This is a genomic window from Paraburkholderia sp. CNPSo 3272, assembly GCF_024206495.1.
Taxonomy (GTDB): Bacteria; Pseudomonadota; Gammaproteobacteria; order Burkholderiales; family Burkholderiaceae; genus Paraburkholderia.
Map to the genome: position 1 here is coordinate 316,640 of NZ_JAMBPQ010000002.1, position 19,402 is coordinate 336,041.

Sequence of the window (19,402 nt, forward strand, 5' to 3'; positions counted from 1 at the left end):
ATACTCGCTCACTCCTTTCCTTTCAGTCACGCGAGCCCGCTGCCCGGGCCGTCCTTCGATGCCGCCGCGCCGTTCTTCACGTGATGCACGCAATGCAGCGCGCGTCACACCGCCCACTTCGCACCGCACTCGTCTTGCGGGCGTTGCGCGCGTCTGTCGAAAAGCGCGGGCGCTGCCGTCACAGCTTGCCCACCTCGTGCTGCCCAATCTGTGCCCATTATGCGGCAATTTGTCGCGAGCCACGCTCTGTGTGTGCTGCGACGCCGCGTACTGGAATGAGCCGCGCCTGCGCTGCACGGTCTGCGCGATGCCGCTCGCGCACAGGCGCGGTGCGGCGCAACGCGCGCGCTACCGCTGCGAGGCCTGCACCGACGCGGCGCCCGCATTCGACGCCACGCTCGCGCTCGCCGATTATCGCGCGCCGCTGGACCTGCTCGCGCTCGGCCTGAAGTTTCGCGCGCGCCTCGCACTCGGCGAGGAGTTTGCGCGACGCCTCGCGCTGGCCGCGCAAAATATGTGCGACGAGCACGGCATGCCCGAGATCGTGGTGCCGGTGCCGCTCTCGCGCGAGCGCCTCATCGAGCGTGGCTATAACCAGGCGTGGCAGATCGCGCGGCCGCTCGCGCGCCGTTTGGGCACGCACGCGGACGCCACGCTCGTGCGACGCATCCTGCATACGGCGCCGCAATCGAAGCTCGATCGCGAGACGCGCCGCCGCAACGTCGGCCGGGCCTTCGCGCTCACGCGGCCGCTTGCCGGCCAGCACGTGGGCGTGGTCGACGACGTGATGACCTCGGGCGCCACGCTCGACGCGCTCGCGCATACGCTCAAGGCCGCCGGCGCACGGCGCGTGACGAATTTCGTCGCGCTGCGCACGCCGAAGGACTGATCGGCCTCACCCTCTTCAAGACACACAGAGAGTTTCATCGTCATGTTCAACGTCGTTCTCGTCGAACCCGAAATTCCGCCGAACACCGGCAACGTGATCCGCCTGTGCGCGAACACCGGTGCGCGGCTTCATCTGATCGAACCGCTCGGCTTTCCCCTCGACGACGCGAAAATGCGCCGCGCGGGCCTCGATTACCACGAGTACGCGCAGATGCACGTGCACGCCGACTGGGATGCCTTCATCGCCAACGAAGCGCCCGACCCGTCGCGCATGTTCGCGTTCACGACGCGCGGATCGGGCCGCTTTCATGCGCATGCGTTCCAGCCGGGCGACTGGTTCGTGTTCGGCGCGGAAACGCGTGGACTGCCCGATGCGGTGCTCGAGCGCTTCGACACGCCACAGCGTGTGCGCCTGCCGATGCGGCCCGGCAATCGGAGCCTGAATCTCTCGAACACGGTCGCGGTCGTGGTGTTCGAAGCGTGGCGTCAGGCGGGGTTCGAAGGCGGCGAATGAGGCAAGCGCGTAGTTACGCGTTGCCCGACGCCTTGCCGCGCGCCGCCAGCTCACGCTCGTAGCGCGTGAGCATTGCATTGTCGAAGCAGGCGAAGATCACGTGCTCGAGCGTCGGGTATTTCGATAGCTCGTCGATCACGGTCGCGACGGCGATCGTCACGGCCTCGTCGGCAGGAAAACGGTAGACGCCGCAACTGATTGCCGGAAACGCGATGCTCGTCACGCCCGCCTCGCGCGCGCACTCGAGCGAGCGCCGGTAGCAGGAAGCGAGCAGATGCGCTTCGTCACGGCCGCCGCCGTACCAGACGGGGCCCACGGTATGGATGACGTGTTTTGCGCGAAGGCGATAGCCGCCGGTGATTTTGGCGTCGCCGGTCGGGCAGCCGTTCAGCGTCTCGCATTCGCGCAGCAGGTCCGGGCCGGCGGCGCGATGAATCGCGCCATCCACGCCGCCGCCGCCGAGCAGCGATTCGTTCGCGGCGTTGACGATCGCATCGACCTTCAACGTGGTGATGTCGACAGCCTGCGCTTCGATGCGGCAGTTTCCGATGGTCAGCATACGGTCCTCCTTTGCGCTCCGGTCCACGCAAAGCGTGCTCAAAACCTGGCGCAGCAGGACCGAAGCGCCCTACTCCGCCTTCGCGTCGCGCCGCAGCAGCGCGCTCACGGCGTCGCGCGGCGTGACACCGTCGAACAGCACGGCGCATACCGCCTGGGTGATCGGCATGTCGATGCCGTGCACGCGCGCGAGCGCCAGCACGGCCTGCGCGCAGCGCACGCCTTCGGCCACGTGACCGAGTGCGGCGAGGATATCGTCGAGCGTGCGGCCGCTCGCGAGCTGCTTGCCCACGGTGCGGTTGCGCGAGAGGTCGCCCGTGGCGGTGAGGATGAGGTCGCCGAGGCCGGTCAGCCCCGTAAAGGTCTCGGCGCGCCCGCCGAGCGTGACGCCAAGGCGCGTCATCTCGGCGAGGCCGCGAGTGATGAGCGCCGCGCGTGCGTTCAGGCCGAGACCCAGACCATCGGCAATGCCGGTCGCGATCGCGAGCACGTTCTTGACGGCGCCGCCCACCTCCACGCCGACGACGTCGTCGCCGGTATAGATGCGCATCGCGCGGTGATGGAACGCTGCGAGCGTGCGCTCGCGGCAATCGGCGGAAGCGCTCGCCACCGTCAACGCGACGGGCAGGCCCTCGCCGACTTCGCGCGCAAAGCTCGGCCCCGAAAGCACGCCGTTGCTCGCGTGGCCCGGCAGTTCGGCCGCCACGACCTGATGCGGCATCAATTGCGTTTGTGCTTCGAAGCCCTTGCAGAGCCAGACGAAGTGCGCGGGCACGCGGCTCATGTCGCGCAGCGTGCAGAGCATGCCGCGCAGGCCGGCCACGGGCGTGGCGAGCACGACGAGGTCCGCCTCGCCCGACGCATGGTCGAGCGCGGCGGCAAGATTTGTTTCGTATTCGAGATTCCTGGGCAGCGCGACGCCCGCGAGGTAGCGGGCGTTTTCGTGCGTCTTGCGCAAGGTGTCGACGAGCGCGCCATCGCGCGCCCACAAGAGCGTGTGATGCGCCTGGGCGAGATGCCCTGCCAGCGCGGTGCCCCACGCTCCGGCGCCGAGAACGGCGATGTTCATTCCGATACTCCGCACCGGTAGTTCGTGGAAACGATCAACGTACGCTTTAATGCGTTGCGCTGCTTGCGCCGTCTTGCTGGGCGAGTTGCTGCAGGCGTTGCTCGTAGAGCGCCTGGAAGTTGATCTCGGCCAGGTGGATCGGCGGGAAGCCCGCACGCGTGATCGCGTCGGCGATGTTCGAGCGCAGGTACGGGAACAGGATGGTCGGGCATGCGATGCCGACGAGCGGATCGACCTGTTCGGCCGGGATGTTGCGGATGTCGAAAATGCCGGCTTGCTTGGCTTCGATCAGGAACGCAACCTTGTCCTTGACCTTGGCCGTGACGGTGCCGGTGACGATGATCTCGAACACCGATTCGGCGAGGCGCTCGGCCTTGACGTCGACTTCCACTTCGACCGAAGGCATGTCCTGCTCAAGGAAGATGGCCGGCGAATTCGGCTGCTCGAGCGACATGTCCTTGAGGTAAATGCGCTGGATATTGAAGAACGGCTGGTTGTTCTCGTCAGACATGGTGTATGGCTTCCCTGATTGAATGGATCGCGGCGGCATCATCGTGACATCTCGAAGTCCCGAAAATGCGCCGCGCTACGGCAATGAACGGCAACAGGCCCGCGCAAGCCTCACTGGCTCGCGCGGGCCGGAACCCTGCGTCGCTACGTCACGCTGCGCAGCCCGCCTGCGGACCGAGGCCGCACGGCTATCGGGCTGCGAATCAGGCCTTGAATCGCCTGTAACCTCAGGCGGCTTCGAGCAGCGGCATCAAGCCGCCCGCACGGTCGAGCGCGGAGAGGTCATCGTAACCGCCCACGTGCGTCTCGCCGATGAAAACCTGCGGCACGGTACGCCGGCCGGTGCGCGTCATCATCTCTTCGCGCCGCGCCGGGTCCCGGTCGATCAGCACTTTCTCGATGTGCTCGACGCCGCGCGACTTTAAAAGACGCTCGGCCATCTGGCAATACGGGCACACCTGGGTGCTGTACATGATCACTTTGCTCACTTCGAACCTCCTTGTTTCACGACCGGCATTCCGGCCTGCTGCCAGGCGTTCACGCCGCCGTCCAGCACGTGGACTTCGGCAAAACCGGCGTCCTTCACGAGGCGCAGCGCCTTGTGCGACTGCTGGCCCGTCTGGCAGACCAGCAACACCGGGTTGCTCTTGTTCTTCACGAGCTGGCCGATCTTCGTCTCGAGTTCGCCAAATTCGACCTGGCGCGCCGAGGGCAGATGCCCCTTCGCGAATTCACCTGCGGGACGCAGGTCGACCACCACCGCGTTGCGGCGGTTGATGAGCTGCGTCGCCTCGGCGGTGGAAACCCCGCCGCGCCCGCCGCGCTTGAGCGTCGGCCACAGGAGCAACCCTCCTGAAATGAGGACGATCGCGATGAGTACAAGGTTGATGTAATTGGTGAAGAACGTCACGGAGGGTCCGCCGGAAAAAGGGAAAGTCGGAGAAATCGTGCGAAATCGGATTCGGACAATCCACTCATTATAAAATAACCGTTTGTCGCAGGGTTACCGCCCCCCAGCCCGGGCGTGCAGCCCGCCGGACTGGACCGCCGCCATGGCGCTGCTGCCGTGTTGCGTCCTCCGTCCCCGATTACCGCTTCCTTCACTACCGACCGGCATCTTCATGTACAAACTCGTACTCATCCGCCACGGCGAATCGACGTGGAACAAGGAAAACCGCTTCACCGGCTGGGTGGACGTCGACCTCACCGAGCAGGGCAACCGCGAAGCGCAGCAGGCAGGCCAGCTGCTCAAGGAATCCGGCTACACGTTCGACATCGCCTACACCTCCGTGCTCAAGCGCGCGATCCGCACGCTCTGGCACGTGCAGGACCAGATGGACCAGATGTACCTGCCCGTGGTGCACTCGTGGCGCCTGAACGAGCGTCACTACGGTGCGCTTTCGGGCCTGAACAAGGCCGAAACGGCAGCCAAGTTCGGCGACGAGCAGGTGCTGGTCTGGCGCCGCAGCTACGACACCCCGCCCCCGGCGCTCGAGCCGACCGACTCGCGCACGGCGTACAACGACCCGCGTTACGCCAAGGTGCCGCGCGAGGACCTGCCGCTCACCGAGTGCCTGAAGGACACGGTCGCGCGCGTGCTGCCGATCTGGAACGAGTCGATCGCCCCGGCCATCAAGGCGGGCAAGAAGGTGGTGATCGCCGCGCACGGCAATTCGATCCGCGCGCTCGTGAAGTACCTCGACAACATCTCCGATGACGACATCGTCGGCCTGAACATCCCGAACGGCGTGCCGCTCGTCTATGAGCTGGACGAGAACCTCAAGCCCATCAAGCACTACTATCTGGGCGACGCCGAAGCCATCGCGAAGGCGCAGGCCGCCGTTGCGAACCAGGGCAAGAAGGCGGGCTGACGTCTGGCGCTGCCCGGCATCGGCTGTCCCCCTGGCCATGCCTTGCCGATTCAGGCAGCCGCCGGTGCGTCGGGCCGGCGGCCGTGCCGGGGTCAGCCCTGCGGCCACGCGGGAAATTCGTTGCACATTCCCCTTTTCTGCCTTTTTTCGGGCCTGGCTGGCAGGATTGCCAGCGCCCCGCCAGCACCGTGCCAGCACCACGCCAGCACCGATATTACGGCAGACGGTTTGCGAACCAGGCGGCTGCAGCACTGTCTTAGTCCCATCGTACGCGCCATATACACAGCCACGGCGGGTGTGCAGTTATACTTGTCCGTCGCTTTTCCAATAGACGCTGCCACGCGCCTTTCCGACCGCACGCAACATACTCTATGCGAAAGAACCTGAAAAACATCGGCCTGATCGCCGCTGGCCTCGCGACCGGCGTATTTGCCACCCTGCAGATTTCCGCCGAGGCGCAGCAAACCCAGCAGACGGTCGTAGAACCGCTGCCGCTCGACCAGCTGAGGCTCTTCGCCGAAGTGTTCGGTCAAATCAAGCATGAGTATGTCGTGCCGGTGGACGACAAGAAGCTCCTCACCGCCGCCATCAAGGGCATGGTGTCGAGCCTCGACCCGCACTCGTCGTATCTCGACAAGACCGATTACCAGGAACTCCAGGAGCAGACCAAGGGTCGCTTCGCGGGCCTCGGCATCGAAATCTCGTCGGAAGACGGCCTCATCAAGGTGATCTCGCCGATCGAAGACACGCCTGCGTACCGCGCCGGCATCCGTCCGGGCGACCTCATCACGCGCATCAACGACAAGCCGGTGCGCGGCATGACGCTCGACCAGGCCGTCAAGCAGATGCGCGGCGACCCGGGCACCAAGGTCACGCTCACGATCTTCCGCAAGACCGACGACCGCACCTTCCCGCTCACCATCACGCGCGCCATCATCAAGGTGCAGAGCGTGAAGTCGAAGATCCTGCAGCCGGGCTACGCGTATATCCGCGTCACGAGCTTCCAGGAGCGCACGGTCCCCGACCTCGCCCAGAAGCTGCAAGATATCGCGCGCCAGGAGCCGAACCTCAAGGGCATCATCCTCGACCTGCGCAACAACGGCGGCGGCCTGCTGCAAAGCGCCGTGGGCGTGGCGGGCGCGTTCCTGCCGCCGGATTCGGTCGTCGTCTCGACGAACGGCCAGATCCCGGACTCGAAGCAGGTCTACCGCGACACCTACGAGAACTACCGCCTGCCGTCGTTCGACGGCGACCCGCTCAAGGGCGAGGCGGCCGAGTTCAAGACGGTGCCGATGGTCGTGCTGACCAACGCCTACTCGGCGTCGGCCTCGGAAATCGTGGCGGGCGCGCTGCAGGACTCCAAGCGTGCGCTGATCGTCGGCAAGACGACGTTCGGCAAGGGCTCGGTGCAGACGGTGCGCCCGATGACGGCCGACACGGCGCTGCGCCTGACCACGGCGTACTACTACACGCCGAGCGGCCGCTCGATCCAGAACAAGGGCATCCGTCCTGATATCGCGGTCGACCAGTACGCCGACGGCGATCCGGACGACGCACTCGTCACGCGCGAAGTGGACTACCAGAACCACCTCGCCAACACGCAGGATCCGGACGAGAAGAAGGAGCAGGACCAGCGCGAGCAGGAGCGCATGGACATGCTGCGTCAGCTCGAAGAGCAGAACGACAAGAAGACGCCGGAGCAGCGCCAGAAGGATCGCGAGCGCAAGCCGGTCGAGTTCGGTTCCACCGACGACTTCATGCTCCAGCAGGCGCTGAACAAGCTCCAGGGCAAGCCGGTGGCCGAATCGAAGTCGCCGATGGAGCGCCGCCTCGCGCAGCAGAAGCCGCCGACCTCGGCTTCCGCGCCGATCGCCGTGAAGCCGGGCGCCCTCATCATGGCGCCGGCTCCGGGCTCCGCTGCCGCGCCGGCCTCCGCTCCGGCACCGGCGAAGTAACACGCCGTACCGCCTCGCGATTCGCGCGCCTCGTGCGCCGGTCGCGAGGCCGCCCTGCCCCAGCCGCTGGCGTCGTTACAATAACGGCACGGTATTTCCCCGGCGCGCGCTCCCCCATTCAGGGCCACCCAGGCTCTCGAGGTCCATCGCAGCGCCATCGAACAGCGCATCGCGATGAACGACGACCAACTCCTCCGCTATTCCCGCCATATCCTCGTCGACGAGATCGGCATCGAGGCGCAGCAGCGCTTTCTCGACGCGCATGCGATCGTCGTGGGCGCGGGCGGCCTGGGATCGCCGGCGGCGATGTATCTCGCGGCCTCGGGCGTGGGCACGCTCACGCTCGTCGACAACGACACCGTCGACCTCACGAACCTGCAGCGGCAGATCATGCACGAGACGGCGTCGGTCGGCCGCGCGAAGGTCGAGTCGGGCCGCGACGCCATCGCGCGCCTGAATCCCGAGGTGAAGGTGAATGCGCTGCAAACACGCGTCGACGATGCCTGGCTCGACGCGCAGGTGCCGGGCGCGACGGTGGTCCTCGACTGCACCGACAACTTCGCCACGCGCCACGCCATCAACCGCGCGTGCGTGAAGCACGGCGTGCCGCTCGTCTCGGGGGCCGCGTTGCGCTTCGACGGACAGATCAGCACGTTCGATTTCCGCGACGACGCCTCGCCCTGCTACGCCTGCGTGTTCCCGGAAGATCAGCCATTCGAGGAAGTGGCGTGCTCGACGATGGGCGTCTTCGCGCCTACGGTTGGCATCATCGGCGCGATGCAGGCTGCCGAGGCGCTGCGCGTGATCGGCGGCATCGGCGAGGCGCTCGTCGGGCGGCTCATGATGCTCGACTCGCTGCGCATGGAGTGGAACACGATGCGCGTGGCGCGGCAGCCGGATTGCCCAGTGTGCGGCGAGCGCCACCGGCACGCCTGAGGCCCGCGCGAGCCAAGGCAAGCAAAAGCCCCGGACATGCCGGGGCTTTTGCATTTTCGCGTCAGTATGGGCGACCGCTCAGGCCTGCGCCACACGCTGCAGCGCCGCCTCCAGTTCCTCGGGCTCGTAAGCGGCCAGCACCTCCGCCACCGGCTTTTCCAGCGTCTTGAGCTGCGAGCGCAGGATCTCCTGCTTCACCACGAGCAACTGGCTCGGGTGCATCGAAAACTCGGTGAGCCCCATGCCGAGCAGCAAACGCGTGAACGACGGGTCGCCCGCCATCTCGCCGCACACCGAAACCGGCACGCCCGCGCGCTTCGCCTCGCGCAGCGTATGCGCGATCAGCTGCAGCACGGCCGGATGCAGCGGATCGTACAGGTCGGCCACCGCATTGTCGGCCCGGTCGATGGCGAGCGCGTACTGGATCAGGTCGTTGGTGCCGATCGAGAGGAAGTCGAGACGCCGCAGGAACATCGGTAGCGCGAGCGCGGCCGCCGGAATCTCGATCATCGCGCCGATCTGGATGTTGGGATCGTAGGCGAGGCCGGCATCGTCGAGCTGACGCTTCGCCTCGCGGATCAAGTCGAGCGTCTGGTCGATCTGCTGCGCGTGCGCGAGCATCGGAATCAGGATCTTGACCGAACCGAACGCCGAGGCGCGCAGGATCGCCCGCAACTGCGTGAGGAACATCTGCGGCTCGGACAGGCTCCAGCGGATCGCGCGCAGGCCGAGCGCCGGGTTCGCGGCCGTCTCGTAGCCGTCGCCCGCGCTCATGGCCTCGAGCGGCTTGTCCGCGCCCACGTCGATTGTGCGGATCGTCACGGGCAGCCCGTTCATGAGCTCCGCCGCGCGGCGGTAGGCGGCGAACTGCTCCTCCTCCTCCGGCAACTGGTTCTTGTGGTTCATGAACAGGAACTCGGTGCGAAAGAGGCCCACGCCCGTCGCACCCGAGTCGAGCGCGGCCTGCGCGTCGTCGGGCAGCTCGATGTTCGCGTACAGCTGGATCTTCGCGCCGCACAGCGTTTGCGTCGGCGAGAACTTCAAGCGCTGCAGCTTGCGCCGCTCGAGCGCCATCTCGCTTTGCCGGTAGGTGTACTCCTCGAGCACAATCGGCGCGGGATCGACGATCACGATGCCGTGGTCGCCGTCGACGATGATGAGATCGTCCTGGCGGATCAGCGCGCTCGCCTGCTGCACGCCCACCGCCGCCGGAATGCCGAGGCTGCGCGCGACAATGGCCGTGTGCGAAGTGCGCCCGCCCAGATCGGTGACGAAGCCCTGGAAGGTTTGCCCCTTGAACTGCAGCATGTCGGCCGGCGCGATGTCGTGCGCGACGACGATCATCTCGTCGCAGCCGCCGTGCAGCGTAGGCGGCATGGCGCCCGCGAGCGACTTCAGCACGCGCTCCACGACCTGCTCGATATCGGCCTTGCGCTCGCGCAGGTACTCGTCCTCGACGTCGTCGAAGTGACGCGAGAGGCGTTCGAGCTGTTCGGTAAGCGCCCACTCCACATTGAAGCGGCGCGTGCGGATGAGATCGATGGTCTCCTGCACGAGCATCACGTCGTTCAGGATCATGAGGTGAACGCCGATGAATGCGCCCATTTCCGAAGGGGCGTCGGCGGCGAGGTCGGCCCGCAGCGCGTCGAGCTCGTGCTCCACGGCCTGGAGCGCCACGCGAAAACGCTCGATTTCGTCTTCGATCTGCGCGTGCTCGATGAGGTAGTGGTCGACGTCGAGTGCAGCCGGGGCGATCAGATACGCTCGCCCGATGGCTATACCGCGTGATACGGGAATTCCATGCAGCGTGAACGGCACGCGCACCTCCTCTGGTTATTTGATGCTGCGGCAAACCGCTGCAATGCGCTCTCTCAGACCCCGGCGATGATTATAAATTCCAGCGCGGCCGAATGTGGCCATACGCGTGTGTTCGCGCCCGTCTGCGGCCTTGTGCAGCACGCCCCGCGCACCAAACAAAAACGCCGCGGCAAAACCGCGGCGTTCCGGGCAAGGCGCGTTGACTGCCGCGCGTCTTACTGACCTTCGCCGAACTTGTCGGCGATCAGCTTGAGCAGCGCGCTCATGGCGTCGGCCTCGTCCGGGCCTTCGGTCTCTATCGTCACCGTGCTGCCGATGCCCGCCGCCAGCATCATGACCCCCATGATGCTCTTGGCGTTGATGCGGCGGCCGTTGCGGCTCATCCAGATTTCCGACTGATAGTTGCCTGCGAGCTGCGTCAGCTTCGCCGACGCCCGCGCGTGCAGGCCGAGTTTGTTCACGATGGTCGTTTCTTGTTGCAGCATAGGTCGATCCGGACGCGGTGCGTGGAAGTGTGACTGGGTTGTTTCGGTGTGCCTTGTTGTTGGCTTTCGCTGGCGCGCCGCCGGTTCAGGTGCTGCCAGCCGGCCTGAACACGCCCGCCGCAACGCCGCCGGTGCAAGCCTCGGCCCGCGTCGGCGCAGCGGGCTGGCTCGCGTTCTGGCCCGCTACCGGATTCGCGGCCTGCTTTGCCGTGTCGGCAGTGGCTTCGGTGCAGGGCGTGGGCGGGCAGCCGCATTCGCTCGCGGGAGCAACGGGCGGCATGGTCGGGCCGATGGTCTGGACGCCCTTGCTCGCGCCGGCCAGCGCCTTTTCGACGAGCGTGTCGAGCGGCGTTGCCCGGTAGCACACGGCACGCACCAGCATCGGCAGATTCACGCCGGCCAGCACGCGCACCTCGGGCACCGTGGCGAGGCGCGCCGCGATGTTCGAAGGCGTGGCCCCGAACATGTCGGTCAACACGAGCGCGCCGTTGTCTTCGCGCAGGCGCTCGATCTCCGAATTCGCCTTGGCGACCACTTCAGCCGGGTCGCTGTCGGGGAGCACGTCGAGCGCGCCGATGCGCGCCGGACAACCGCCATAGATATGCGCGATGCACTCGCGTAGCGCGGTGGCGAGCGGTGCGTGCGCAATGATCAGAATCCCTGCCATGTCAGCTTGATTGCAAAAAACGGCTCAGGTTGATGCTCGGACGACCCGTAGATCGCGTCCTGCAGCGCCAACCCCGCAGCCAGCCGTGAGCTCGCAGGGTCGGAACACGCGCCGCGCGGCAGCCAGAGCGTCTTGTCGACGCAGGCTCGCCAGCCCGGAACGCGGGCTCGCGGCATTGTAGCAGGGTCATTTTCGCGCACGCGAGGCGGTTCTGCTCACAGCGGCGACAGATGCCGCGCGCCATTCACAGGCTCCGCGTGCTGGCTCGACCTTTCATGGTCCGGAAGTGCCCGTCAGTCAAGGTCTCGATGGAGCGCCCACCCTGCGAGGCGTCCACATCCGGCAAATGCAGCCATACACGCGGCTTTCAAGTCCGCGCTCCAGGTGCGGGCTTCAAATGCGCCCGGTCCCCGTTTCGAACCGCACTCCCGGCGGATGCAGGATCAGGCCGCCGCGCGCTCCAGCGCGTCGATGAACATCGCGGCCACGTCGAAGCCTGTCTGCTCCATGATTTCGCGGAAACACGTCGGACTCGTGACATTGACCTCGGTGAGCCAGTCGCCGATGGCGTCGAGCCCGACAAGCAGCAGGCCGCGTGCCGCGAGCGTCGGGCCCAGGGCCTTAGCGATCTCCATGTCGCGCCCCGTGAGCGGCTGCGCGACGCCAAGTCCGCCCGCCGCCAGGTTGCCACGCACCTCATTGCCCTGAGGAATGCGCGCGAGCGAAAACGGCACCGGCTCGCCGCCGATCAGCAGAATGCGCTTGTCGCCGGACTTGATCTCGGGGATGAACTTCTGCGCCATCACGCTGCGCGCCCCGTCGTGACTCAGCATCTCGATGATCGAGCCGAGATTCATGCCGTCCGCCTTCACGCGGAACACGCCCATGCCGCCCATGCCGTCGAGCGGCTTGAGGATCACGTCCTGGTGCTCTTCATGGAACTTGCGCAGGCGCGCCGCGCTGCGCGTGACGAGCGTCGGCGCGACGAACTGCGGAAATTCGCCGATGGCGAGCTTTTCCGAGTGATCGCGAATCGACTGCGGCTTGTTGAAGATCTTCGCGCCCGCGCGCTCGGCGATCTCCAGCAGCCACGTCGATGTGACGTATTCCATGTCGAACGGCGGGTCCTTGCGCATGACGACGGCGTCGAAGCCGGTGAGCGCGCGCGAATCGGCCGTGGCTTCGAACCACGGTGCGCGATGCAGGTCCGCCGTATCGCCGATGATCGTGAAACGCCGCACGTCGGCTTCCACCTGGCCGTTCACCCATGCGAGGTGCTGAGGCTCGCATGCGAAAAGCCGATGGCCGCGCTTCGCGGCCTCGGCCATCATCGCGTAGGTCGAGTCCTTGTAGATCTTGAACCGCTCGAGCGGATCGGCGATGAAGAGAATGTCCATATCGTCTCTGCCTTGTCCCTGTCCTGTCGCTGCTTGACGCCTGGCATGGCGCCGTGTGTGGCGCCTGCTTTCATGACGGCAACGCCCGCACGGTGGCGGGCGCTGCGTTCGATTGTGTGGATGATGACGGCCGGCTCAGACCTGGATCGCCTCGGGGTCGGTCTTCTCCAGCTCGACCGAGGCCGCCAGCAAGCCGAGCCGCGCCACCACGCCGTACATGTAAAAGCGGTTCGGCGGCGCCGCACCCGCTTTCGCGCGCGTGTCGGGCAGCGCCGTATGTTCGAAGCCGAGCGGCACGAAATGCATGCCCGGCGCGTTCAGGTTCTGGTCGCGCTCGCGGCTGCCGTGCGCGCGGTAGAAGCCGCCCACCACATAGCGGTCGATCATGTACACGACCGGCTCGGCCACTTCGTCGCCGATATGCTCGAACGTGTAGACGCCTTCCTGCACGATCACGTCGTGCACTTCGAGCCCGTCCTTCGTGGCCGACATCTTCGCACGTTCGCGCTTCGTGAGTGCCGCGACCTCCGAGGCGTCGTGCACCGTCATCACGCCGCGGCCGTCCGTGCCGGCATCGGACTTGATGACGACATAGGGCTTTTCGGTGATGCCGTACTCGCGGTACTTCTTCGCAATCTTCTTGAGCACAGCGTCGATGGCGGTCGCGACTTGCTCCTCGCCCGTGCGCGCCTCGAAGTCCACGCCTTCCACGTGCGCGAAGTACGGATTGATCATCCACGGGTCCACGCCCACCATCTTCGCGAACTTCTTGGCCACGTCGTCGTAACAGGAGAAGTGCGTGGACTTGCGGCGCACCGCCCAGCCCGCATGCAGCGGCGGCAACACGTACTGCTCATGCAGGTTTTCGAGCACGGGTGGGATGCCACCCGATAGATCGTTGTTCAGCAGGATCGAGCAGGGGTCGAAGTTCTTCAGGCCCAGGCGCCGCTGCGACCGCTCGAGCGGTTCGAGCACGATCTTCTGGCCGTCGGCGAGCGAGATCGTGACTGGCCCGGCGATTGTTTCGTCGAGCGTGCCGAAGCGCACGTTCAGGCCCGCCTGGCGCATGATCGTGGCGAGTCGCGCGACGTTCTCCAGATAGAACGCGTTGCGCGTGTGCATCTCCGGAATCACCAGCAGGTTCTTGGCGTCCGGGCAGATTTTTTCGATGGCGGCCATGGCCGCCTGCACGGCGAGCGGCAGCACTTCCTGCGGCAGGCAGTGGAAGGCGCCGGGAAACAGGTTGGTGTCGACCGGCGCGAGCTTGAAGCCGGCGTTGCGCAGGTCCACAGAAGCGTAGAACGGCGGCGTGTGCTCCTGCCATTCGAGGCGGAACCAGCGCTCGATGGCCGGCGTCGCCTCGAGAATGCGCTGCTCCAGCTCGAGGAGCGGGCCGTTCAACGCCGTAACCAGATGCGGGACCATAAGGGGTGACTCGCAGACGAAATGCTTTGATTGTAGGAAAACCGGTCGTTTATCTGGGGACGATTGCGCCAGTTGCAAGACGGGATTGCCCACGTGAAACTCCGCCGCGAATTCCCTTGAGCGCGGTAGGGTCAATCGGGCGTTCTGGCCGCGCGGATATTCACGCCGGATATCCATTCTGGACCGCCCGCGCCGCCCGGCGCAATTGGGCCCACGCACTGAAGGGGCACTGCGCGAACGCGCGGGCGAGGTGCTTATACGCGCCTCCCTGCGCGACAGCAAGGCCCACACCCGGCGCCCGGGCGCGCAAAAGAAAAGGGCCCGCCGAAACGGCGGGCCCAGGTCGCTGCTTGCTGCCCTGCTAAATCAAACCATCGGGCGCGGCGCGCTTATTCCACGCGCTCGCCATGCAGAACCACGTCGAGACCTTCGCGCTCGTCTTCTTCCGAAACGCGCAGGCCCATCACCATGTCGATCACCTTCAGCAGCACGAAGCTCACCACGCCGCTGTAGATGAGGGTCGTGAGCACGCCCTTGGCTTGCAGGATGATGCTGCCGTCCGCGCCGCCGATGTCCTTCACCGCGAACACGCCGGTCAGCAGCGCACCGATGATGCCGCCGATGCCGTGCACGCCGAACGCGTCGAGCGAATCGTCGTAGTTGAACTTGTGCTTGAGCCACGTAGCCGACCAGAAGCAGACCACGCCCGCCACCACGCCGATCACGATTGCGCCCAGCACGCCGACGAAACCCGAAGCCGGCGTAATGGCCACGAGACCTGCCACGGCGCCCGAAGCGATACCGAGCACCGACGGCTTGCCCTTCGCGATCCACTCCGCGAACATCCAGCCGAGCGCGGCGCAGGCGGTAGCGATTTGCGTCGTGAGCATCGCGAAGCCCGCACGGCCGTCAGCCGCGACTGCCGAACCCGCGTTGAAGCCGAACCAGCCCACCCACAGCATGGCCGCACCCATCAGCGTGAGCGTGAGGTTGTGCGGAGCCATCACTTCGCGGCCATAGCCCACACGCTTGCCGAGCACGAGACAGCACACGAGGCCCGCGATACCGGCGTTGATGTGCACGACCGTGCCGCCCGCGAAGTCGAGGATGCCGGCGCTGGCGAGCCAGCCCGTCGGCTCCCACACCATGTGCGCGATCGGCGAGTAGACGATGATCGACCACAGCGACATGAACACGAGCATCGCCGAGAACTTCATGCGGTCGGCAAACGCACCGGTGATGAGCGCCGGCGTGATGATCGCGAACGTCATCTGGTAGACGAAGTACACGGTCTCGGGGATGGTCGGCGCGAGATGGCTCACGGTGAGCGTCGTCGCCTTGTCGCCCTTGATGTAGTTCATGCCCTCAAGGAAGATGCGCGAGAAGCCGCCGATGAACGAGCCGCCCGGCGTGAACGCGATCGAGTAGCCGACCACCGTCCAGATCACCGTCACGACGCAGGTGATCGCGAAGCTCTGCATGAGCGTCGCGAGCACGTTCTTCTTGCGGACCATGCCGCCGTAGAAGAGCGCGAGGCCCGGGATCGTCATGAACAGCACGAGCGCGGTGGAGGTCAGCATCCACGCGGTGTCGCCGGAGTTGATCTTCGACGAATCGACCGAGAACGGCGCGGTCGGTGCTGCGGGCGCGGCGGCTGCGGCGGCTGCCGATGCGTCGGCCGGGGCGCTCGCGGCGGCTGCCGGAGCGCTCGCGGCGGCTGCCGGGGCCGAAGCCGCGTCGGCTGCGGGCGCCGAAGCCGGAGCGGCTGCGGATGCGTCGGGCGCCGACGCGGTGGTGGCCGGCGCGGAGGCCGCGGCGGGCGCGGATGCGTCGTCCGCCAGTGCGGCGCCGACGCCGCCGGCCAGCAGTGAGCCGGCCATCATCAGGGACATCAAAAGTTTGCGCATCTCGGTTTCCTCTTTCCTCTTGTCTCGGTCTCTTTAGGGCTTACAGCGCGTCGGCGCCGGTCTCGCCGGTGCGGATGCGGATCACTTGTTCGATCGGGGTGACGAAAATCTTGCCGTCGCCGATCTTGCCCGTGCGGGCCGCGCGTTCGACCGCCTCGATGGCCTGCTCGACGATGTCGTCGGCCACGGCGGCTTCGATCTTCACCTTCGGCAGGAAGTCGACGACATACTCCGCGCCGCGATACAGCTCGGTGTGCCCCTTCTGGCGACCGAAGCCTTTCACCTCTGTCACCGTGATCCCCGAAACGCCGATCGCCGAAAGGGCTTCGCGCGCCTCATCGAGCTTGAACGGCTTGATGATTGCTGTAATGAGTTTCATGTAGTCCTCGCTGTGGTTTGCTTCATTCCTTTGTGTGCTTCTGCAACGGGCGCCCGGCGAACGGCGCGTGATGCCTCGCCGCGTCGCTGGCACACCGTGAGCCAACCGTCGTTCGGTGCGCGGGGCAGTATTAGCAACACCCGTGCCAATTTGCTGCAGCCCGTGCGCAAAGCCGCGGTGATGGACTTCGATGCAAGCGCGCCCAAAGCCGTGGACAATGCGGTCCGCGCCTTGAGGGGCGCGGCGCGCGAGGGCCTGGCCGAACGGCCAACGTGGCGCGGGCGCGGTGGCGTGGCGTGGGGAACGTTGCTACAGTGCTCTCAGGCATCGCTGCCGCGCGGGCGCCGCGTAGCGGCTGTAAGTGGGCCGCCGCGCCACGGCGCGAAGCATCTGGGCCCGCGGTGCGCACCACTTGCGCGCACACTGGCCATGGCCCTGCGAGTTCGCACCAAGATCGATCACGGTCCGTCGCGGGGCACAGGCGAAAGAAAACTTGCACATCTTTTGTGCAGCGAAGGGGAATCGAATGAAGCAACCAAACGACGTATTCAATGATCTGCAGTCGCGCGTGAGCGATCTGCTCAAGAACTCGCCGGCGCGCGATGTCGAACGCAATGTTCGCGCAATGTTGTCGCAAGGCTTTTCGAAGCTGGACCTCGTCACGCGCGAGGAATTCGACGCGCAAACACAGGTGCTCGTGCGCACGCGCCAGCGTCTCGAAGAACTCGAGCGCCGCGTGGCCGAACTCGAGCAGAAGCTGCCGGTGACTAGCCAGTCCTCCTGATCATTTCCTTGCGCACTCCTGTGCGCAATCGAGTGCGGCACCTCTGCCGCAGCGCCGCAAGCGATCCGTAGCGTGATCGCAATGGAACCGTAAAGGGGCATTTGCCTCACCAGCCTGGCGCATGCACGGCGCGCGAAAGATGTACGAAGCCCGGGTCCGAAGCTTCGTAGAGCGACGCGCGCCACTCCCCGCATGCGAGCCTTCCGGAGAATCCCATGTCGCTTGCCGTGGTGCGCAGCCGCGCGCCGGCTGCTGGCCGCGCGCCCGAAGTCACAGTCGAAGTCCATCTGGCCAACGGTCTGCCGTCGTTTTCCATCGTCGGGCTGCCCGACCTCGAAGTGCGCGAAAGCCGCGAGCGCGTGCGCGCCGCGCTCTCGAACTGCGGCTTCGATTTCCCGGTGAGGCGCATTACCGTCAACCTGGCGCCCGCCGATCTACCCAAGGAATCCGGCCGCTTCGATCTGCCCATTGCGCTCGGCATTCTCGCGGCGAGCGGTCAGCTTCCGGTTGCTGCGCTCGCGCACCGGGAGTTCGCGGGCGAGCTTTCGCTCACCGGCGCCGTGCGGCCCATGCGCGGCGCGTTCGCCATGGCTTGCGGCACGGCACGCGCGCATAGAGATCGCGCAGCGCGTTTCGACGAAGCACCTGCGTTCAGCCGCGAAGCCATAGGCGAAAGCAACATTCTTCGGATTCCTGATGCTAAGACTGGCGAAGCCACACGCTCACACATGCCCGAGCTCTATCTGCCGGCGCAAAACGCCGCCGAAGCGGCACTCGTGCCCGATGTCGCGGTGTACGGCGCGGCAGATCTGCGCTCCCTTTGCGCCCACCTTGCGGGCGTCGATCCCGAAGCGCGCCTCGCACCCGTGCGCTCGAGCGCCCTCGACGCACCGAGCGTCACGCCTCCAGATATGGCCGACGTGGTCGGCCAGCGCGGCGCGCGCCGGGCGCTCGAAGTCGCGGCGGCTGGCGGCCACCATCTGTTGATGGTGGGGCCGCCTGGCGCCGGCAAGTCGATGCTCGCCGCGCGCCTGCCCGGGCTCCTGCCACCCATGACGGACGACGAGGCGCTAGCCTCTGCCGCCCTGCTCTCCGCCAGCGCGGTCGGCTTCACGCCGCAGCAGTGGCGCAAGCGGCCGTTTCGCGCGCCCCACCATTCATCGAGCGCAGCCGCGTTGATCGGCGGGCGCAATCCGCCGCAGCCGGGCGAAATCACGCTCGCGCATTTAGGGGTGCTATTTCTGGACGAACTGCCCGAATTCGACCGCCACGTGCTCGAGACCCTGCGCGAACCGCTAGAAGTGGGTGCGATCACGATTTCGCGCGCCGCGTGGCAAACCGACTTTCCGGCCGCGTGCCAACTCGTCGCCGCGATGAATCCCTGCCCGTGTGGCTGGCGCGGCGACCCCGCCGGCCGCTGCCGCTGCACGCCCGACAGCGCCGCGCGCTATTTGCGCAAGCTTTCCGGGCCGCTCCTGGACCGCATCGACATCCAGATCGAGATTCCGGCGCTGGCGCCCGCCGAACTGGCCGCTCGCGCGGGCACGAACGCCGAGCCGAGCGCTGCGATCGCCGCTCGCGTGCAGGCGGCACGCGAGCGCCAGCTGGCGCGGCAGGGAAAAACCAATCGCGAATTGACCGGCCGCGAAACCGACGCAGTCTGCCAGCCGGACGCGGCCGGAGAAGCGCTGCTGCGCGAAGCGGGCGAGCGCTTTGGCTGGTCGGCCCGCGCTCACTACCGGGTGCTCAAGGTCGCGCGCACGATCGCCGATCTCGCGGGTGCCGCGATGCCCGACGCCGCGCACGTGGCGGAGGCCGTGCAGTACCGGCGCGTGTTCGCCGAGCGATAGCCAGGCACAGCGCCGGTTTCGCGGGAAAACGCCGCCGCTTTTCGCCACGGGGAATGTGAATAGCGCCAATAAGTCGAAGTCAAGACTTGACTTATGCACATTTCGTCGTGCTGGCCCCGGTTCTGAGCATGGTTCGCATTACGCCGCGGCCGTTTTCATAACCTATTGATTCTTCTACCGTTCTGGATTTACAGAAAAGCGGCCGAAACTAACAGAAAGCCCACAGGACGGCCCTTTCCAGCCAACGGGGCATGGTTTTCCACAAAGTTACCCACAGCTCCTGTGGGTAACCGGTAAACCCTCAATCAAATCCGATAATTAGCGTGTTTACCTGCAGCGCAACCTTCACTTCGTCGCGCAAACGCCCGCCCGTGCGGGAGCCAAACATC

Annotated in this window: 19 protein-coding genes; 7 read left to right on the forward strand and 12 right to left on the reverse strand. The window is 66.2% G+C overall.

Features of this window, described 5'->3' with window-relative positions:
• Nucleotides 1-58 precede the first annotated feature (58 nt).
• Nucleotides 59-889, forward strand: a complete 831-nt coding sequence (locus M3I53_RS03790) for a ComF family protein (RefSeq protein ID WP_254314621.1) — start codon at nucleotides 59-61, stop codon at nucleotides 887-889.
• Nucleotides 890-931: 42 nt separating this feature from the next.
• A complete protein-coding gene (gene trmL, locus M3I53_RS03795) occupies nucleotides 932-1,402 on the forward strand; it encodes a tRNA (uridine(34)/cytosine(34)/5-carboxymethylaminomethyluridine(34)-2'-O)-methyltransferase TrmL (protein ID WP_254314622.1) in 471 nt (156 codons plus the stop codon).
• Nucleotides 1,403-1,415: 13 nt separating this feature from the next.
• Here trmL and M3I53_RS03800 read toward each other — a convergent pair whose 3' ends face one another.
• The 5 genes from M3I53_RS03800 to M3I53_RS03820 form a co-directional block, all read right to left on the reverse strand.
• Nucleotides 1,416-1,961 carry an O-acetyl-ADP-ribose deacetylase gene (locus M3I53_RS03800; protein ID WP_254314623.1) on the reverse strand — a complete coding sequence of 182 codons (546 nt, stop codon included), beginning with the start codon at nucleotides 1,959-1,961 and terminating at the stop codon, nucleotides 1,416-1,418.
• 69 nt (nucleotides 1,962-2,030) lie between these two features.
• Entirely contained in the window at nucleotides 2,031-3,029 is a 999-nt protein-coding gene (locus M3I53_RS03805) for an NAD(P)H-dependent glycerol-3-phosphate dehydrogenase (RefSeq protein WP_254314624.1), read from the reverse strand.
• A gap of 46 nt (nucleotides 3,030-3,075) precedes the next feature.
• Complete coding sequence (secB, locus tag M3I53_RS03810) at nucleotides 3,076-3,540, reverse strand: protein-export chaperone SecB (protein ID WP_042270084.1); 465 nt, start codon at nucleotides 3,538-3,540, stop codon at nucleotides 3,076-3,078.
• 226 nt (nucleotides 3,541-3,766) lie between these two features.
• Nucleotides 3,767-4,027, reverse strand: coding sequence for a glutaredoxin 3 (gene grxC / locus M3I53_RS03815; protein ID WP_254314625.1), 261 nt, complete (start codon nucleotides 4,025-4,027; stop codon nucleotides 3,767-3,769).
• Nucleotides 4,024-4,449: a rhodanese-like domain-containing protein gene (locus M3I53_RS03820; protein WP_042270087.1), complete on the reverse strand. Its 426-nt coding sequence runs from the start codon at nucleotides 4,447-4,449 to the stop codon at nucleotides 4,024-4,026. Before M3I53_RS03820 ends, grxC begins: the two co-directional genes overlap by 4 nt.
• 211 nt (nucleotides 4,450-4,660) lie before the next feature.
• On the opposite strand from M3I53_RS03820, the gene gpmA reads away from it, so the two are divergent.
• The 3 genes from gpmA to M3I53_RS03835 all read left to right on the forward strand — a co-directional run bounded on the left by gpmA (nucleotide 4,661) and on the right by M3I53_RS03835 (nucleotide 8,301).
• Nucleotides 4,661-5,410, forward strand: coding sequence for a 2,3-diphosphoglycerate-dependent phosphoglycerate mutase (gene gpmA, locus M3I53_RS03825; RefSeq protein ID WP_254314626.1), 750 nt, complete (start codon nucleotides 4,661-4,663; stop codon nucleotides 5,408-5,410).
• 371 nt (nucleotides 5,411-5,781) lie between these two features.
• A complete protein-coding gene (locus M3I53_RS03830) occupies nucleotides 5,782-7,365 on the forward strand; it encodes a S41 family peptidase (protein ID WP_254314627.1) in 1,584 nt (527 codons plus the stop codon).
• A gap of 174 nt (nucleotides 7,366-7,539) precedes the next feature.
• Nucleotides 7,540-8,301 carry a molybdopterin-synthase adenylyltransferase MoeB gene (locus M3I53_RS03835; RefSeq protein ID WP_254314628.1) on the forward strand — a complete coding sequence of 254 codons (762 nt, stop codon included), beginning with the start codon at nucleotides 7,540-7,542 and terminating at the stop codon, nucleotides 8,299-8,301.
• Nucleotides 8,302-8,379: 78 nt separating this feature from the next.
• Here M3I53_RS03835 and ptsP read toward each other — a convergent pair whose 3' ends face one another.
• From ptsP to M3I53_RS03870, 7 genes are all read right to left on the reverse strand, one after another.
• On the reverse strand, nucleotides 8,380-10,119 hold the full coding sequence (gene ptsP, locus M3I53_RS03840; protein ID WP_254314629.1) for a phosphoenolpyruvate--protein phosphotransferase: 1,740 nt from the start codon (nucleotides 10,117-10,119) through the stop codon (nucleotides 8,380-8,382).
• Between the two features lie 215 nt (nucleotides 10,120-10,334).
• A complete protein-coding gene (locus M3I53_RS03845) occupies nucleotides 10,335-10,604 on the reverse strand; it encodes an HPr family phosphocarrier protein (RefSeq protein WP_254314630.1) in 270 nt (89 codons plus the stop codon).
• An 85-nt stretch (nucleotides 10,605-10,689) separates the two neighbouring features.
• Nucleotides 10,690-11,271, reverse strand: coding sequence for a PTS sugar transporter subunit IIA (locus M3I53_RS03850; RefSeq protein ID WP_254314631.1), 582 nt, complete (start codon nucleotides 11,269-11,271; stop codon nucleotides 10,690-10,692).
• Between the two features lie 443 nt (nucleotides 11,272-11,714).
• Nucleotides 11,715-12,668, reverse strand: coding sequence for a glutathione synthase (gshB, locus tag M3I53_RS03855; RefSeq protein WP_254314632.1), 954 nt, complete (start codon nucleotides 12,666-12,668; stop codon nucleotides 11,715-11,717).
• Between the two features lie 135 nt (nucleotides 12,669-12,803).
• Nucleotides 12,804-14,093, reverse strand: coding sequence for a glutamate--cysteine ligase (gene gshA, locus M3I53_RS03860; RefSeq protein WP_254314633.1), 1,290 nt, complete (start codon nucleotides 14,091-14,093; stop codon nucleotides 12,804-12,806).
• Between the two features lie 389 nt (nucleotides 14,094-14,482).
• Nucleotides 14,483-16,000: an ammonium transporter gene (locus tag M3I53_RS03865; RefSeq protein ID WP_254314634.1), complete on the reverse strand. Its 1,518-nt coding sequence runs from the start codon at nucleotides 15,998-16,000 to the stop codon at nucleotides 14,483-14,485.
• 40 nt (nucleotides 16,001-16,040) lie between these two features.
• Nucleotides 16,041-16,379 (reverse strand): P-II family nitrogen regulator, encoded by a 339-nt coding sequence (locus M3I53_RS03870; RefSeq protein WP_028201804.1) that lies wholly within the window; start codon nucleotides 16,377-16,379, stop codon nucleotides 16,041-16,043.
• 526 nt (nucleotides 16,380-16,905) lie between these two features.
• On the opposite strand from M3I53_RS03870, the gene M3I53_RS03875 reads away from it, so the two are divergent.
• Together M3I53_RS03875 and M3I53_RS03880 are read left to right on the forward strand one after the other, a co-directional pair.
• A complete protein-coding gene (locus M3I53_RS03875) occupies nucleotides 16,906-17,163 on the forward strand; it encodes an accessory factor UbiK family protein (protein ID WP_028201802.1) in 258 nt (85 codons plus the stop codon).
• 215 nt (nucleotides 17,164-17,378) lie between these two features.
• Nucleotides 17,379-19,013: a YifB family Mg chelatase-like AAA ATPase gene (locus M3I53_RS03880; protein ID WP_254314635.1), complete on the forward strand. Its 1,635-nt coding sequence runs from the start codon at nucleotides 17,379-17,381 to the stop codon at nucleotides 19,011-19,013.
• Nucleotides 19,014-19,402: the final 389 nt, after the last annotated feature.

Bases quoted from the DNA above. Each gene is read 5' to 3' on its own strand.
- M3I53_RS03790 (WP_254314621.1), top strand. From the start codon at position 59: ATGCCGCCGCGCCGTTCTTCACGTGATGCACGCAATGCAGCGCGCGTC.
- trmL (WP_254314622.1), top strand. From the start codon at position 932: ATGTTCAACGTCGTTCTCGTCGAACCCGAAATTCCGCCGAACACCGGC.
- M3I53_RS03800 (WP_254314623.1), bottom strand. From the start codon at position 1,961: ATGCTGACCATCGGAAACTGCCGCATCGAAGCGCAGGCTGTCGACATC.
- M3I53_RS03805 (WP_254314624.1), bottom strand. From the start codon at position 3,029: ATGAACATCGCCGTTCTCGGCGCCGGAGCGTGGGGCACCGCGCTGGCA.
- secB (WP_042270084.1), bottom strand. From the start codon at position 3,540: ATGTCTGACGAGAACAACCAGCCGTTCTTCAATATCCAGCGCATTTAC.
- gpmA (WP_254314626.1), top strand. From the start codon at position 4,661: ATGTACAAACTCGTACTCATCCGCCACGGCGAATCGACGTGGAACAAG.
- M3I53_RS03830 (WP_254314627.1), top strand. From the start codon at position 5,782: ATGCGAAAGAACCTGAAAAACATCGGCCTGATCGCCGCTGGCCTCGCG.
- M3I53_RS03835 (WP_254314628.1), top strand. From the start codon at position 7,540: ATGAACGACGACCAACTCCTCCGCTATTCCCGCCATATCCTCGTCGAC.
- M3I53_RS03845 (WP_254314630.1), bottom strand. From the start codon at position 10,604: ATGCTGCAACAAGAAACGACCATCGTGAACAAACTCGGCCTGCACGCG.
- M3I53_RS03850 (WP_254314631.1), bottom strand. From the start codon at position 11,271: ATGGCAGGGATTCTGATCATTGCGCACGCACCGCTCGCCACCGCGCTA.
- gshB (WP_254314632.1), bottom strand. From the start codon at position 12,668: ATGGACATTCTCTTCATCGCCGATCCGCTCGAGCGGTTCAAGATCTAC.
- gshA (WP_254314633.1), bottom strand. From the start codon at position 14,093: ATGGTCCCGCATCTGGTTACGGCGTTGAACGGCCCGCTCCTCGAGCTG.
- M3I53_RS03865 (WP_254314634.1), bottom strand. From the start codon at position 16,000: ATGCGCAAACTTTTGATGTCCCTGATGATGGCCGGCTCACTGCTGGCC.
- M3I53_RS03870 (WP_028201804.1), bottom strand. From the start codon at position 16,379: ATGAAACTCATTACAGCAATCATCAAGCCGTTCAAGCTCGATGAGGCG.
- M3I53_RS03875 (WP_028201802.1), top strand. From the start codon at position 16,906: ATGAAGCAACCAAACGACGTATTCAATGATCTGCAGTCGCGCGTGAGC.
- M3I53_RS03880 (WP_254314635.1), top strand. From the start codon at position 17,379: ATGTCGCTTGCCGTGGTGCGCAGCCGCGCGCCGGCTGCTGGCCGCGCG.